We start from the raw sequence: 13599 nt of genomic DNA, 5'->3' as shown, positions 1-13599 counted from the left end.
GGCCGTCGGACCACCCGGACGCCGCGGCGCGGAGGCAGGGACACGCGATGGATTTCAAGGACCTTTCCGTGGTCGTCACCGGGGCGGGCGGCGGCATCGGCGCGGCCCTCGTGGAGGGGTTCGGCCGGGCCGGCGCCCGGGTGATCGGCTGCGACAGGGATGGGCGGTCGCTCGATCCCCTGCCGCTCGCCGGCCGCGCGACCTTCGACCTCGCCGATCCCGCCTCCATCCGGGCGGGCGCCGCCGACCTCCTCGCGGCCCACGGCGCGCCGGACGTGGTGGTGATGAACGCCGGCTGGACCCGGGGCGAAAGCTTCGCCTCCATGGACGAGGACGCGGTCGGCCGCGAGATCGACGTCAACCTCACCGGCGTCGCCCGGCTCACCCACGCCCTGCTCGGCCCCATGCGGGCGCGCCGCGCCGGCGCCTTCGTGTTCGTCTCCTCGGTCAATGCGCTCGCCCACTACGGCAACCCGGCCTATTCGGCCGCCAAGGCCGGCATCCTCGGCCTCATGCGGGCCGTCGCCACCGAAGGCGGGCGCGACGGCGTCCGGGCCAACGCGGTCTGCCCCGGATCGGTGCGCACGCCCGCCTGGGACCACCGCATCGCCCGCGATCCCGCCATCCCGGCGGCGCTCGCGCGGCTCTATCCGCTCGGCCGCATCGTCACCCCCGCCGAGGTGGCCGAGGCGGTGATGTTCCTCGCCTCCGCCCGCGCCTCCGGCATCACCGGCCAGACGCTCGCGGTCGACGCCGGCCTCACCGCCGGCAACGTGCCCTTCATCCGCGACATCCTCGGGGAGTGACGCCCATGACCGACCTCGCCCTCCGCCACGTCGGCAAGCGCTTCGGCAGCCACCGGATCCTCACCGACATCGACCTTGCGATCGCCGACGGCGAGTTCGTCGTGCTGGTCGGGCCGTCGGGCTGCGGCAAGTCCACGCTCCTGCGGATGATCGCCGGCCTGGAGACCATCTCCGAGGGCGACCTCCTCATCGGCGACAGGCGCGCCAACGACCTGCCGCCGCAGAAGCGGAACATCGCCATGGTGTTCCAGTCCTACGCGCTCTTCCCGCACATGACCGCCGCCGACAACATCTCCTTCGGGCCGAAGATCCGCCGCGACCCGCCGGCCGGCATCGACGGCCAGGTGAAGAAGGCCGCCGGCATCCTGAACCTCCACGCCTACCTCAACCGCTATCCGCGCCAGCTGTCCGGCGGCCAGCGCCAGCGCGTCGCCATGGGGCGCGCGATCGTGCGCGACCCGGACGTCTTCCTCTTCGACGAGCCGCTCTCAAACCTGGACGCCCAGCTCAGGGTGCAGATGCGCACCGAAATCAAGGCCCTGCACCAGCGCCTGAAGAGCACCATCGTGTACGTCACCCACGACCAGATCGAGGCCATGACCATGGCCGACCGAATCGTGGTGATGAACGAGGGCCGCATCGTCCAGGCCGGCCCGCCGCTGGAGCTCTACGACCACCCGGCCGCCAAGTTCGTGGCGAGTTTCCTCGGCTCCCCGTCCATGAGCTTCGTGCCCGGTACCGTGGCGGCAGGGCCGGACGGCGCCGGCGTCGTCACCGCCGGCGGCCTCAGCCTGCCGACGCGCGCCCTCAACCCGTCGTCCGCCGGCCGGCCGGTGGAGGTCGGGATCCGGCCGGAGCATTTCCGCATCGAGGAGGGGCCGTCCGCCCTGCCGGTGACCGTCGACGTGGTCGAGCCGACCGGCTCGGAGACCCACATCTACGGCAGCCTGGAGGGCGCCCCGATCCGCCTCGTCTTCCGCGACCGGGTCGCCGCCCGGCCGGGGTCCATCCTGCCGGTCGCCGCCGACCCGACCCGCACCCACGTGTTCGACCAGGCGACCGGCCTGCCCGTCTAGGCGGCGCCGGAAAAGGGGAGGGTGCCTTGCGGGACGTGATCGACATCCTGATGCGGCTGCGCATCCGCGCCGAGGACGGCTCCAAGTCGGACCGCCGGCTCGCCGGTCTCATCCTGCAGGATGTCGACTACGCCTCCAAGGCGGCCATCGCGGAGCTCGCCGCCCGGGCGGGCGTCAGCGAGCCCACGGTCACGCGCTTCTGCCGCTCGCTCGGCTGCGAGGGCATCCGCGACTTCAAGTTCCGCCTCGCCCAGGCGCTCGCGGTCGGCGGCCAGTATCTTTCCGCCGATCCCCTGGAGCGCGACGCCCGGGAGGAGCGCATCGCCGCCACCGTGGCGGGCGCCGCCGTCGCGGCCATCGAGCGCACCCGCGCGCAGGTGGACATGAGCACCCTCGTGGCCGTCGCCGGCCAGCTCGCGTCCGCCGGCCAGGTGCTCGCCTTCGGGTCCGGCGGCACCTCGTCCATGATGGCGGTGGAGTTCCAGAACCGCCTGTTCCGCCTCGGCGTCCCGACCGTCGCCCACACGGACGGCCAGCTCCAGCGCATGTGGGCCTCCATGGCCGGCCCCGGCACGGTGGTGGTCGGCTTCTCCACGTCCGGCTTCGCCCAGTCGGTGATCGACGCCACCCTGGTCGCCCGCCAGTATGGCGCCGCCACCGTGGCGGTCACGGCGCCCAACTCCCGCCTCGCCGACACCGCCGAGACGGTGATCGGCTTCCAGACCCTGGAGGACGGCAACCTCTACAAGCCCACCTCGTCGCGCTACGCTCTCCTCGCCATCGTGGACATGCTGGCGACCGCCACCGCCGAGACCATCGGGCCCAAGGTCCTGGAAGGTCTCCGCCGCATCAAGCAGAGCCTCAACACCTTCAAGGTGGAGGATCCGCGCCTGCCCCTCGGCGATTGACGCCCCCATCCGGACGGACCTGATCCCATGCATCCCCGCACCCTCGCCGAGATCGACACGCCCGCCGTCGTCATCGACGTCGACCGCGCCATGGCCAACATCGCCCGCGCGCAGGCCTACGGCAACGCCCACGGGCTGCCGCTCCGCCCGCACATCAAGACCCACAAGCTGCCCTTCTTCGCCCACGCCCAGATGGAGCGCGGCGCCATCGGCATCACGGTGCAGAAGATCGGCGAGGCGGAGGTGATGGCCGACGCCGGCCTCACCGACATCTTCCTTCCCTACAACATCGTCGGCGCCGACAAGCTGAAGCGCCTCCGCGCCCTCGCCGACCGGGTGGCGCTGTCGGTCACCGCCGACGGCGCCGCCACCGTCGCCGGCCTCTCCGCCGCCTTCGCGGACGCCGGCCGGCCGCTCTCGGTGCTCGTCGAATGCGACACCGGCATGGGCCGCTGCGGCGTCCAGACGCCGGACGAGGCGCGCGCCCTCGCGGAAGCCATCGACGCGGCCGACGGCCTCGCCTTCGGCGGCCTCATGGCCTATCCGGCCGTCGGCAAGCCCCACGAGACCCAGGCTTTCTTCGCCGAGACCCTCGCCGAACTCGCCCGCGCGGGCCTTGAGGCGAACGTCGTCTCCAACGGCGGCACGCCGGACCTCTGGCGCGCCCACGAGGTCACCGCCGCCACCGAGCACCGGCCCGGCACCTACATCTACCTCGACCGCTACCAGGTCGCCCGCGGCGTCGGCACCGAGGCGGACTGCGCCCTCACGGTTCTGACCACCGTGGTGAGCCGGCCGACCTCCACCCGCGCCATCGTGGACGCCGGCTCCAAGGCGCTCACCTCCGACACTCTCGGCATGACGGGCTTCGGCGCGGTCGTGGAGGTTCCCGGCGTCACCGTGTCGGCGCTCTCCGAGGAGCACGGCTTCCTCGATCTCTCCGCCGCCCCGAACGGCCTTGCGGTCGGCGACCGGGTCCGAATCCTGCCGAACCACGCCTGCGTGGTCTCCAATCTCTTCGACGTGGTCCACCTGGTCTCCGGCGACCGGGTCGTGGACGTGCTGCCCGTGGCCGCCCGCGGCCGCGTCGGCTGACGCAGCCTGCCGCGGTCGCGGTTCAAGACCCGCTGTTCAACACGCACCGGCCAAGCCCCGCCGCCCGCATCCCTCACCGCACCAGCCCAGGAGCCTTGACCTTGAGCGCCCTCGTCAATCCCTTCCCGCCCGGCGACGCCGACCGGCACGCCATCTGGACCATGCTCGTCGAGCGCGACATCGACGCCTTCCTGGCCGGCGACTGGTCCATGGTGGACGGCGACTTCGACCACGCCGGCTTCTTCGGGCTCCACGCCCACCGGTCGGAACTGCCGGACAGCTGGCGCATGGATTTCCCGGACGTCGCCACCTACCGGGAGGTCTGGCTGTCCCAGTCCAGGGCCACCGCCGCCACGTCCTACGCGGAGCCGCTCCGCGAGGCCCTCTTCCGCGCCACCAATCTCCGCGACATCGACGTGAACGGCTCCGTCGCCGTCGCCCACAAGAAGTTCGACGGCAAGGTCCTGCGCGCCGACGGCGGCGTCGACACGCTCAACTGGCAGACGCTCTACTTCTGCGGCAAGCGCGACGGCCGCTGGAAGATCACCGGCTTCGTCGGCTACATGCCCTATCCGATGGGCCGCGCCGGCCCCCGATGACGGCAGCCGGAGCCGATACGACGCCACGACGATGGCCGCGGCCGCCACTCCCCCTCTCCCCTTGAGGGAGAGGGCCGGGGTGAGGGGGTGAACCGCCGCCCTTTCACATCTCGACCCCGCCACCCCCACGCCTCCACCCGCCGCGCCGACACCCCCCACCCCAACCCTCACCACAAGGGGAGAGGGGGCCCGTCGCGGTTCCGGCGCGATCCGGGATCCTTCATCGCCCCGCACACCCCGGCGACCGGCGAGCCCAGTCACGCCCCGCCGCCCCTCGATCGCATCACCATCCCCGGCCCCCTCCACCGCCAGGCCGGCCAACAAAAAAGGCGGCCCGCCATCGCGAGCCGCCCCTGATCGCACCGTCGATCACATTCCCTCAGATCAGCCCGTGCTCCGTCATCCAAGACGCGCACGTGGCCGCCTGGTTGCGGGAGTTGCAGCGCAGGGTGTCGAGGATCTTGCTCACGTGCGCCTTCACGGTCGCCTCGGAAATTCCCAGGCTGTAGGCGATCTGCTTGTTGAGAAGGCCGTCGCCCAGCATCTGGAACACGCGCACCTGCTGGGGCGTCAGCTGTTCCACGAGGGCGGTGCGGTCGACGAGCGCCTTCGGCACCGACGACGGCTTGTCGCCGAGCACGATGGTGGTGCGCCCGTCCATCACCACCTGGATCACCTCGTCCAGCACGCCCGTGGTGGCGCGCTTGCCGATGAAGGCGCGGGCGCCGACCCTGAGGCAGGCGTCGGCGATCGACTGGTCGGCGTTCGACGACTGCACGATCACGCGGGCGGTCGGCGCCAGGTCGCACAGCTTGCGCAGGCTGTCGAGGCCGCTCATGCCGGGCATCACCAGGTCGGTCACCACCAGGATGTCCTTCGGGCTGCGCAGCAGCAGGCTGGACAGCTCGGTATAGTCGCAGGCCACCATCATGGAGATGCCGCGGAACCGCTTTTCCAGCAGCGCCACCAGGGAATCCCGGATGATCGGGTGGTCGTCGGCTACGATGATCGCCTGCGGAAACGTCGGTGCGTCGGCTTCGGTCGATGGAGCCGAGGCGGCCGAGCCGTCTTCGGCGGTCATGTGCGCACTGGCAGTTCCGGTCTTCAAGGCGCCTCACTCCCGTCGACATCACCCAAGGGTGGGCAATACGACCTTAATCTAATGGTCACGCGCACGCGCTGCAACAACCCCGGCCGATCGAGGTGAACCGGACCTGCCGGCCGGCCGCGCCAGATCCTGGCGCCGTCCCACCGGACCGTCCCAAGCCAACACACATGCGGAACGCAATAGATAAAACGCCCGGCCCGGATCGCCTATTCCGCCAGGGCGGCGCCGTCACGGTCCGGTAACGCTGTGGAGGCAACGGGGCGTCAGCGCCCGTCGGAGGCTTCCTGGATCAGCACGTCCACCGCCGCGATGGCGCCTTCCAGATCGGAGATCTTGCGCAGCGACGTTTCGGTCGGCATCGCGCCGCTCAGCGCCGCCGTGTCGATGATGGCCCGTTGCGCCGACTTCAGCCGGTTGGAGAGATCGATCAACTGCGCGACGGTCGCTTGCTGCGCCATTCGGGTTCACCCTGACAAAAAACCAGATGATCCTCCATAGCGGGTCGGCGGTCGGACGAAAAGCCGCAAACGGCGGATGAACGCGGGTCATGGTGAAGAGGCCCGCCTCTCCACTGCGCGTTCACAGGTCCGCCCGCCCAAATCGGTTGCAGGAACCCCACCCCTGTGGCAACACGCCCCACGAGCCGGCGCCCGAATGCGACCAAGGACGGTCTTGACCCGCCATGGCACGTCGCTTGCGTGGCGGCCCGGTGCGCGAACACCGGGAGGAACGGGCATGGCGGCAGTCACCGAGGACGATCGGTTTCCGGCGGGAGACGACAAGGACCGGCCGCTCTACGACGACGTGCGCCTCCTCGGCCAGATCCTCGGCGACATCGTCCGCGAGCAGGAGGGCGAGGCGGCCTTCGAACTCATCGAGGCGATCCGGCGCCTGAGCGTCGCCTACCAGCGCAAGGCCGACGAGGAGGCGGGCCGCGACCTCGACCGCCTGCTCACCCGCCTCGGCCCGGCGGAGACCACCACGGTCATCCGCGCCTTCACCTACTTCTCCCATCTCGCCAACCTCGCCGAGGACCGCCATCACCTGCGCCGGCGCGCGGTCCACGAGGCGCGGGGCGAGCACCCGGACGGCAGCCTCGCCCGCACCTTCGAGCGCCTGGAGGCGGCCGGCCTGGAGCCGGACGCGGTGGTGCGGGCGCTCGCCCGGGCCACCGTGTCGCCGGTGCTCACCGCCCACCCGACCGAGGTGCAGCGCAAGAGCCTGCTCGACGCCGAACGGGCCATCGCGGGCCTCCTCGCCGAGCGCGAACACCTCGCCACCCCGCGCGAGCGGCGGGCGAACGAGGCCATGCTGCGCGCCCGCATCGCCCAGATGTGGCAGACCCGCATCCTGCGCTTCGTCAAGCTCACCGTGGAGGATGAGATCGAGAACGTCCTTAGCTACTACCGGACCACCTTCCTCACCGAGATCCCGAAGCTCTACGAGGCCCTGGAGGAGGAGGTCGGCGCGAAGGTGCCGCCCTTCTTCCGCATGGGCAACTGGATCGGCGGCGACCGGGACGGCAACCCCAACGTCAACGCCGCCACCTTGCGCATGGCCCTGAAGCGCCAGGGCGAGACGGTGCTGCGCCACTATCTCACCGAGGTGCACGAGCTCGGGGCGGAGCTCTCCGTCTCCCACATCCTGGTCGGCTGCTCGCCGGACCTGACCGCCCTCGCCGAGCGCTCCGGCGACACCAGCGCCCGCCGCGAGGACGAGCGCTACCGCCGCGCGCTGATCGGCGTCTACGCCCGGCTCGCCGGCACGCTCCACGCCCTCACCGGCGGCGAGGCCCTCCGCCACGCCATCGCGCCGGGCCGCCCCTACGGCGCGCCGGACGAGCTTCTGGCCGATCTCCGCGTGGTGGAGGACTCCCTTGCCCGCAACCACGGGGCGCCCCTCGCCGGCATGCGGCTGAAGCCGCTCATCCGCGCCGTGGAGGTGTTCGGCTTCCATCTCGCCACCACGGACCTCCGCCAGTCGTCCGACAAGCACGAGGCGGTGGTGGCCGAACTCCTCGCCGCCGCGCGGGTGGAGAAGGACTACGCGGCCCTGTCGGAAGCGGAGAAGCAGGCGCTCCTCCTCCGGGTGCTCCAGGATCCGCGCCCGCTCAAGGTGCGCGGCGCCCGCTATTCCGACCATGCGGAAGGCGAACTCGCCGTGTTCGAGGCGGCGCGCGAGCTTCGCGCCGCCTTCGGGGCGAACGCCATCCGGCACTACATCATCAGCCACACCGAGACGGTCAGCGACCTGATGGAGGTGCTCGTCCTCCAGAAGGAGTGCGGCCTCATGCGCGGCACCCTCGATCCGGTCGAGGCGCCTCATGCGGTCGTCGACCTCATCGTGGTGCCGCTGTTCGAGACCATCGAGGACCTGCGCGCCGCCGAGCCCATCATGCGGGCCTTCTACGACCTGCCGGGCGTGGAGGCGCTGATCCGCAATTCCGGGGCCGAGCAGGACATCATGCTCGGCTATTCCGACAGCAACAAGGACGGCGGCTATCTCACCTCCAACTGGGAGCTCTACCGGGCGTCCACCGCGCTCGCGCGCCTGTTCGAGGCCAAGCCCGGCGTCACGCTGCGCCTGTTCCACGGTCGCGGCGGGGCGGTCGGGCGCGGCGGCGGGCCCAGCTTCCAGGCCATCCTGGCCCAGCCGCCCAACACCGTGAAGGGCCAGATCCGCCTCACCGAACAGGGCGAGGTGATCAACGCCAAGTACGCCAACCCGGAGATCGGCCGGCGCAACCTGGAGATCCTGATGGCCGCCACCCTGGAGGGCACGCTCCTGAAGCGGCAGGAGACCGCCACGGAAGCCTTCCTCGACGCCGCCGCCGATCTCTCCGCCCGCAGCATGAAGGCCTACCGGGCGCTGGTCTACGAGACCCCCGGCTTCGCCGACTACTTCTTCGCCGCGACACCCCTGTCGGAGATCGCCCGCCTCAACATCGGCTCGCGCCCGGCGTCCCGGAAGGCCACCCAGGCGATCGAGGACCTCCGCGCCATTCCGTGGAGCTTCTCCTGGGGCCAGAGCCGGGTGGCGCTGCCCGGCTGGTACGGCTTCGGCTCGGCCGTGGAGGGCTTCCTCGCCGACGCGCCGGACGGGCTCGCCCTCCTGAAGCGCATGACCGCCGAGTGGCCCTTCTTCCGGGCGCTCCTCTCCAACATGGACATGGTGCTCGCCAAAGCGGACCTCGGCGTCGCGCGGCGCTACGCCGACCTGGTGCCGGACCGGGCGCTCGCCGCCCGGGTGTTCGCCGCCATCGAGGCGGAGTGGAGCCGCACCGCCGGGGCGCTGGAGGCCATCACCGGCGCGTCGGTCCGGCTCGCCGACAACCCGACGCTCGCCCGCTCCATCGCCCACCGCTTCGCCTACATCGCGCCGCTCAACCACCTGCAGGTGGAACTGCTGCGCCGGTTCCGCGGCGGCCAGGTGGACGAGAAGGCCCAGCGCGGCATCCTCATCTCCATCAACGGCGTGGCGGCGGGCCTGCGCAACACCGGCTGAGCCGCCGGCCGCGCGCCTTGCCCCCCGCGCCGGACAGCCGGCTTTCGGCACCGCCTGGCCGTTCGGGCCCGCGGCCGGCGCCGGGGTCTCGATCCGGAGCGATGTCTCGTCGGCCTGACGGTTCCGTCAGGTCCGACAGCGCTCCAGCGCCCGACAGGACGATGGGGCGAAGCCATGACGGCGGCGTGGGGCATGGCGCGGGCGGTGCGGGCGTCCTACATGCATCCCCGGGTTGGGGGCGACCCGAGGAGGCCTTTCACGTGAGCGACCGCCCGACCCTGTCCCGCCGATCCTTCCTGGCCGCCGCCGCGGCCGCGCCGCTCCTGCCGTCGGTCCTGCCGTCCCTGGGGCCGTCCCGCGCGGTCGCCGCCCCGGCTGCCGCCGCGGTCCCCGCCGCCCCGCCGCCGGTCGACCCGGCGCGACTGGAGCCGGTCCTCGTCGCCGCCCGCGACCTCGCGCCGCTCCGCGCCATGATCATCGCCAAGGACGGCCGGACCGTCGCCGAGACGGTGTTCCGCGGCCCGGCGCTCGACCGGCCGGTCAACGTCAAGTCCGTGTCGAAGACCATCCTGGCCACCCTGGTGGGCATCGCGATCGACAGGGGTCACCTGGAGGGCGTCGACCAGCCGGTCGCCCCGCTCCTCGGCTCGCGGGTGCCGGCGGACGCCGACCCGCGCGTGCGCCGGATCACCGTCGGCCACCTCCTCTCCATGCGCTCCGGCCTCGCGTCCACCTCCGGCACCAACTACGGCCGCTGGACCGCCAGCCGCGACTGGGTGGCCTTCGCGCTGTCCCGGCCGTTCGAGGACGAGCCCGGCGGCCGGATGATCTATTCCACCGGCAACTCGCACATCCTCGCCACCGTGCTCACCCGCGTCACCGACCGGTCCGTCCTGTCGCTCGCCCGCGACTGGCTCGGCGAACCGCTCGGCATCACGGTGCCGCCCTGGCCGCGCGACCCGGCCGGCGTCCATTTCGGCGGCAACGACATGGAACTGTCCCCGCGCGGCCTCGCCCGCTTCGCCGCCATGATCGAGACCGGCGGCGAGATCGACGGCCGCCGCGTGGTGCCCGCCGCCTGGATCGCCGCCTCGTTCCAGCCGAAGGGCGCGTCCCGCCACACCGGCCACGGCTACGGCTACGGCTGGTTCACCTTCGAGGTGGACGGCCGCCCGGTCCGCTACGCCTGGGGCTACGGCGGCCAGATGGTCTACGTGGTGCCGGACGCCGGCGTGACCGCCGTGATGACCTCCGACGTCGGCTCCCCGTCCGCCCGCACCGGCTACGTGCGCGACCTCCACGCCCTCCTCGCCCGCCGGATCCTGCCCGCCGTCCAGGCCGCCTGAGCGCCGCGCGCGACCGGCCGCGCGGGGCGGGGGAACGTTTCGGCCCGTCGGAACTTCCTCCCGAAGCTTACGCCGAAGCCTGACGGCGGAGCGTCAGTCGAGGGATATCCATGAGCGTTGCACGAATCATCGCGTCGGTCGCCGTCGCCGCCCTGGCGTCCGCCTGCGTCGCCAGCCCCCAGGCCACCGTCCGCGCGCCGGCCCCCACGGCGGCGAGGCCGCTGTCGCCGGAGGACCAGAAGAAGGACATCGCCATCGCCCGCGATCGCGGCCTCATCGGCTTCGAGGAGGCGGCGCGGCGGCAGTACGCGATCCAGCGGGAGAACTATTCCATGACCCGCGGCGACGTGCGCTTCTGGGAAGCCTCGATCGCCGAGGCCCGCAAGGTGGACCAGGGCCTCCTCACCCCGGACGACTACAAGCGGCGCGTCCAGGTCCTCTACAGCCAGAACGCCCGGACCTGATCGCCGGCGCCGGCCATGCCGCCCTCGCTCGTCGGGGCCAGGCGTGGCCGCGTCTTCCGCCGGGGCTTGCGGCAGACTCAGATGATCGCCAGCACCGAACTGATGATGCCGCCCCACATGGCGCCCGAAATCAGAAGCGAGGCGAGGAAATACCAGCCTCGCGGCAAGGTCTTCAAGGAAAGGACGGCGGTCGGCAGTTTTGGTAGGTCGGCGATACTCATGAGAACAGCCTCCACTGCTCAGGAGACAAGGTTGCGCCGAAAGGGTTAACGAGACGTTAACCGCCACACGTCTGCCTGAGGAATGAATATGGCTGCCCAATCGGCGCGCACCGGCCCCGATCGGCCCGGCCCGGCCCGGCCCGGCCCCGGATTCCCGCCCTGAAGGCCGCCCCGTGCGGCCGGCGGCGCGCCGTCCTCCGTTCACCAAGCGGGCGACAAGAAGGCGGCCGTCGGGCGAGGACGGCCCCAGACGGCGTCGGGCGTCAAAGAAAAAGGCCGAAGCCCGGGAGGGCTTCGGCCGAGGTCGCTCTGGAGACAATGCGGAGACTTGGAAGGAATGAGGCTTGGTGATCAAACCCGCAAACTCGTGAGGGTCGATACGCAACGAAATGAACTGGCCGCAGCTTTCGGTTCTAACTGGTCAGGTCCTTGAAATCAATCGAGCATGACCAGAGTGAACCACAGCCCCGCGGCGGACGGAAATCACGCTATGTATCAAAATGATACAATGCTGCATGTGCGTTGTGATCGGAGCGAAAAAGCGTGCGCCGCGAAGCACTTGGCCGCCCGGGGCCTCGGGGCCGGCCGGTCCGGCATCCCGACGACGGCCGGCGCCGACGTCTCGGCCATCACGATCCCAGCGTCTGGCGGATCGCGTTCTGCAGGGCCGTCCGGGTCATCGGTTTCGTCACCACCGCCACGCCCTCGTAGGCCTCCTCCAGCCCCCAGCGGCCATAGGCGGTCAGGAAGAAGAAGGGCACGCCCCGGCGCTCCAGCGCCTGCGCGACCGGAAACGACATGGTGCCGGCGAGGTTGAGGTCGAGCACCGCCAGGTCCACGTCCACCAGGCGCGCCGCCTCCACGCCGTCCGCCATGGTGGTGGCCACCTCCACCACCGTGTGGCCGAGATCCGCCAGAAGGTCTTCCACGTGGATGATGTTGAGCGCTTCGTCCTCGACGAGCAGCACCCTCAAGCCGCCGGTCAGCCGGAAGTCCCGCATGGAGGCCGGGATGGGCGCCCGGTCGGGCGCCTCGAAACGCCGGTTGGGGAGGGAACGCAACGCCATTTCGCGTGAACTCTTGATTTTAGTCCAACTTGACCCTTCAACCCCGTGGGGCCGCGTGCGTTCCGTTCCATGCCGGTTCGGCGGGCCTTGCCGCCGAAGGTGGCGGGTGGACCGGGTTTCCGGACGCGGAAAGTTTCTGTACACTCCCTCGTGTCGGTGCCAGTCGCCCGCCCGCCCCCGAAGCCGGGGTCCGGCCCGCTCTCGTGTCCCGCGCCGACGTCGCGACCCGCCGCGTCCGCCCTGCGACGCACGGCCCCGAAGACGGCCAGACCGTCCCGCCGCCCGTGTCCGCACCGCCCACGCCGGCCCGCCGCGAGAACGGTCAGGAGTTCCGACCCCGGCGATGATCCGTGGCCGCGCTCCGTCTCGGAACAGGTGGGGGCCTCACGTTCGGAGGCTGCAATGAAGCACGAATCCCTGGACCAGATCCGCGTCAAGGCCGACGTCACGCCGGCGGTCACGCCGCCGGTACGGCTGACCCAGCGCCAGCGCCTGGAGCGGTGGGCCACTCTTCTGGAGAAGGCGGAGGCGCCGATGGCCCCGCTCTACCGGATCGAGTATCTGACGCCGGAGGAAAGGCTCCTGGCGCGCGGCGACCATACGCCCCTGGCTGTGGCCTTCGCGGACCCGGAGCTCAGGGCCGACGGCCTGAAGAGCGATCGGCTCGGCGATGTGATGGACTATTTCGGGCTCAACGCCCACGAGGCCCATCACCTCCTGTGCGACTGCCATTATCATGGCACCATGACCGGAGCGGGCGTCGCCAAGCGGCTGCGCAGCAAGGCCCGCTTCAGCGATCCTGCACCGCTTTGGGCCTTCATCCGCGGCATCTTCGGTCTGCGGCGGTCCTGATCATGAACGGGCCGGACCGGTGCGTCGCAGCCGGTCCGGAACCCGTCCGTCCGCGACCGTTCAGGTCCGCGGACGGTACGGACCATCCTGCCCATAGGGATCCGTCTCGTCCGGATCCGCGCACGGATCGGGATCCCACGGGTCCCGCCGGGCCGGCTCGCCGCTGAACGCCTGCACGCGCGACAGCGTGCACGCGGTCCAGCGTTCCGCCGCCAGCACCGCCTCGCCCGGCGTCGGAAGCGCGACGCCATAGTCGGCGAGATGCCCGGGCACGTCCTCCAGCCGCACGCCCCCGCCATAGGCGAGGAGCGCGGCGCCGAGCGCCAGCACGATCACGATCGACACCACCGCCCTCACCACCCTGAGGACGAAGAACACCAGCACCAGCCCGATCAGGATCGTCCAGATCATCGCAAGTCCCTTTCACGCGCCACGCGCCGCTGTTAGGGGCAGACTGCGGCGAAGGTCGGGCACGCCCGCCGGGCACCGCGCGGGTTCCGTCGGTGCCGCGGGTCTTCGCCGACAGGGTGACCAACCGGTTACCGACATCCGT

General features: G+C 71.3%; 14 protein-coding genes. 9 read left to right on the top strand and 5 right to left on the bottom strand.

Going from position 1 to position 13599, the window contains the following annotated elements:
- Nucleotides 1-47 precede the first annotated feature (47 nt).
- The 5 genes from HND91_RS09985 (at nt 48) to HND91_RS09965 (ending at nt 4484) form a co-directional block, all read left to right on the top strand.
- Nucleotides 48-806 carry an SDR family NAD(P)-dependent oxidoreductase gene (locus HND91_RS09985; protein ID WP_181706407.1) on the top strand — a complete coding sequence of 253 codons (759 nt, stop codon included), beginning with the start codon at nt 48-50 and terminating at the stop codon, nt 804-806.
- A 5-nt stretch (nt 807-811) separates the two neighbouring features.
- The gene (locus HND91_RS09980) at nt 812-1882 is read left to right on the top strand and encodes an ABC transporter ATP-binding protein (RefSeq protein ID WP_181706406.1); all 1071 of its coding nucleotides are present in this window, start codon (nt 812-814) and stop codon (nt 1880-1882) included.
- 26 nt (nt 1883-1908) lie between these two features.
- Nucleotides 1909-2790: a MurR/RpiR family transcriptional regulator gene (locus HND91_RS09975; RefSeq protein WP_181706405.1), complete on the top strand. Its 882-nt coding sequence runs from the start codon at nt 1909-1911 to the stop codon at nt 2788-2790.
- 27 nt (nt 2791-2817) lie between these two features.
- Complete coding sequence (locus HND91_RS09970) at nt 2818-3885, top strand: D-TA family PLP-dependent enzyme (protein WP_181706404.1); 1068 nt, start codon at nt 2818-2820, stop codon at nt 3883-3885.
- Between the two features lie 161 nt (nt 3886-4046).
- Nucleotides 4047-4484: a hypothetical protein gene (locus HND91_RS09965; RefSeq protein WP_425485434.1), complete on the top strand. Its 438-nt coding sequence runs from the start codon at nt 4047-4049 to the stop codon at nt 4482-4484.
- A gap of 379 nt (nt 4485-4863) precedes the next feature.
- Here the strand turns inward: HND91_RS09965 and HND91_RS09960 are convergent, their stop codons facing one another.
- Both HND91_RS09960 and HND91_RS09955 read right to left on the bottom strand, forming a co-directional pair.
- On the bottom strand, nt 4864-5565 hold the full coding sequence (locus HND91_RS09960) for a response regulator (RefSeq protein ID WP_181706402.1): 702 nt from the start codon (nt 5563-5565) through the stop codon (nt 4864-4866).
- Between the two features lie 290 nt (nt 5566-5855).
- The gene (locus HND91_RS09955) at nt 5856-6050 is read right to left on the bottom strand and encodes a hypothetical protein (RefSeq protein WP_181706401.1); all 195 of its coding nucleotides are present in this window, start codon (nt 6048-6050) and stop codon (nt 5856-5858) included.
- Nucleotides 6051-6327: 277 nt separating this feature from the next.
- Between HND91_RS09955 and ppc the strand changes: the two genes are divergently transcribed.
- The 3 genes from ppc (at nt 6328) to HND91_RS09940 (ending at nt 10906) form a co-directional block, all read left to right on the top strand.
- Nucleotides 6328-9096, top strand: a complete 2769-nt coding sequence (gene ppc, locus HND91_RS09950) for a phosphoenolpyruvate carboxylase (protein WP_181706400.1) — start codon at nt 6328-6330, stop codon at nt 9094-9096.
- A gap of 260 nt (nt 9097-9356) precedes the next feature.
- A complete protein-coding gene (locus HND91_RS09945; protein WP_343057268.1) occupies nt 9357-10442 on the top strand; it encodes a serine hydrolase domain-containing protein in 1086 nt (361 codons plus the stop codon).
- A 110-nt stretch (nt 10443-10552) separates the two neighbouring features.
- Complete coding sequence (locus HND91_RS09940) at nt 10553-10906, top strand: hypothetical protein (RefSeq protein WP_181706398.1); 354 nt, start codon at nt 10553-10555, stop codon at nt 10904-10906.
- A 77-nt stretch (nt 10907-10983) separates the two neighbouring features.
- Here HND91_RS09940 and HND91_RS09935 read toward each other — a convergent pair whose 3' ends face one another.
- Nucleotides 10984-11127: a hypothetical protein gene (locus HND91_RS09935; protein ID WP_181706397.1), complete on the bottom strand. Its 144-nt coding sequence runs from the start codon at nt 11125-11127 to the stop codon at nt 10984-10986.
- Nucleotides 11128-11756: 629 nt separating this feature from the next.
- Nucleotides 11757-12194, bottom strand: coding sequence for a response regulator (locus HND91_RS09930; RefSeq protein WP_210272640.1), 438 nt, complete (start codon nt 12192-12194; stop codon nt 11757-11759).
- Nucleotides 12195-12596: 402 nt separating this feature from the next.
- Here HND91_RS09930 and HND91_RS09925 point away from each other — a divergent pair, with 402 nt between their 5' ends.
- The gene (locus HND91_RS09925; RefSeq protein ID WP_181706396.1) at nt 12597-13046 is read left to right on the top strand and encodes a hypothetical protein; all 450 of its coding nucleotides are present in this window, start codon (nt 12597-12599) and stop codon (nt 13044-13046) included.
- A gap of 60 nt (nt 13047-13106) precedes the next feature.
- Here the strand turns inward: HND91_RS09925 and HND91_RS09920 are convergent, their stop codons facing one another.
- Nucleotides 13107-13457, bottom strand: a complete 351-nt coding sequence (locus HND91_RS09920) for a hypothetical protein (RefSeq protein ID WP_181706395.1) — start codon at nt 13455-13457, stop codon at nt 13107-13109.
- Nucleotides 13458-13599 lie beyond the last annotated feature (142 nt).

Source organism: Chthonobacter rhizosphaerae (genome assembly GCF_013839525.1).
Taxonomy (GTDB): domain Bacteria; phylum Pseudomonadota; class Alphaproteobacteria; order Rhizobiales; family Pleomorphomonadaceae; genus Chthonobacter; species Chthonobacter rhizosphaerae.
The sequence above is the reverse complement of the archived record's forward strand: the minus strand, read 5'-3'. Positions and strand labels throughout refer to the sequence as shown.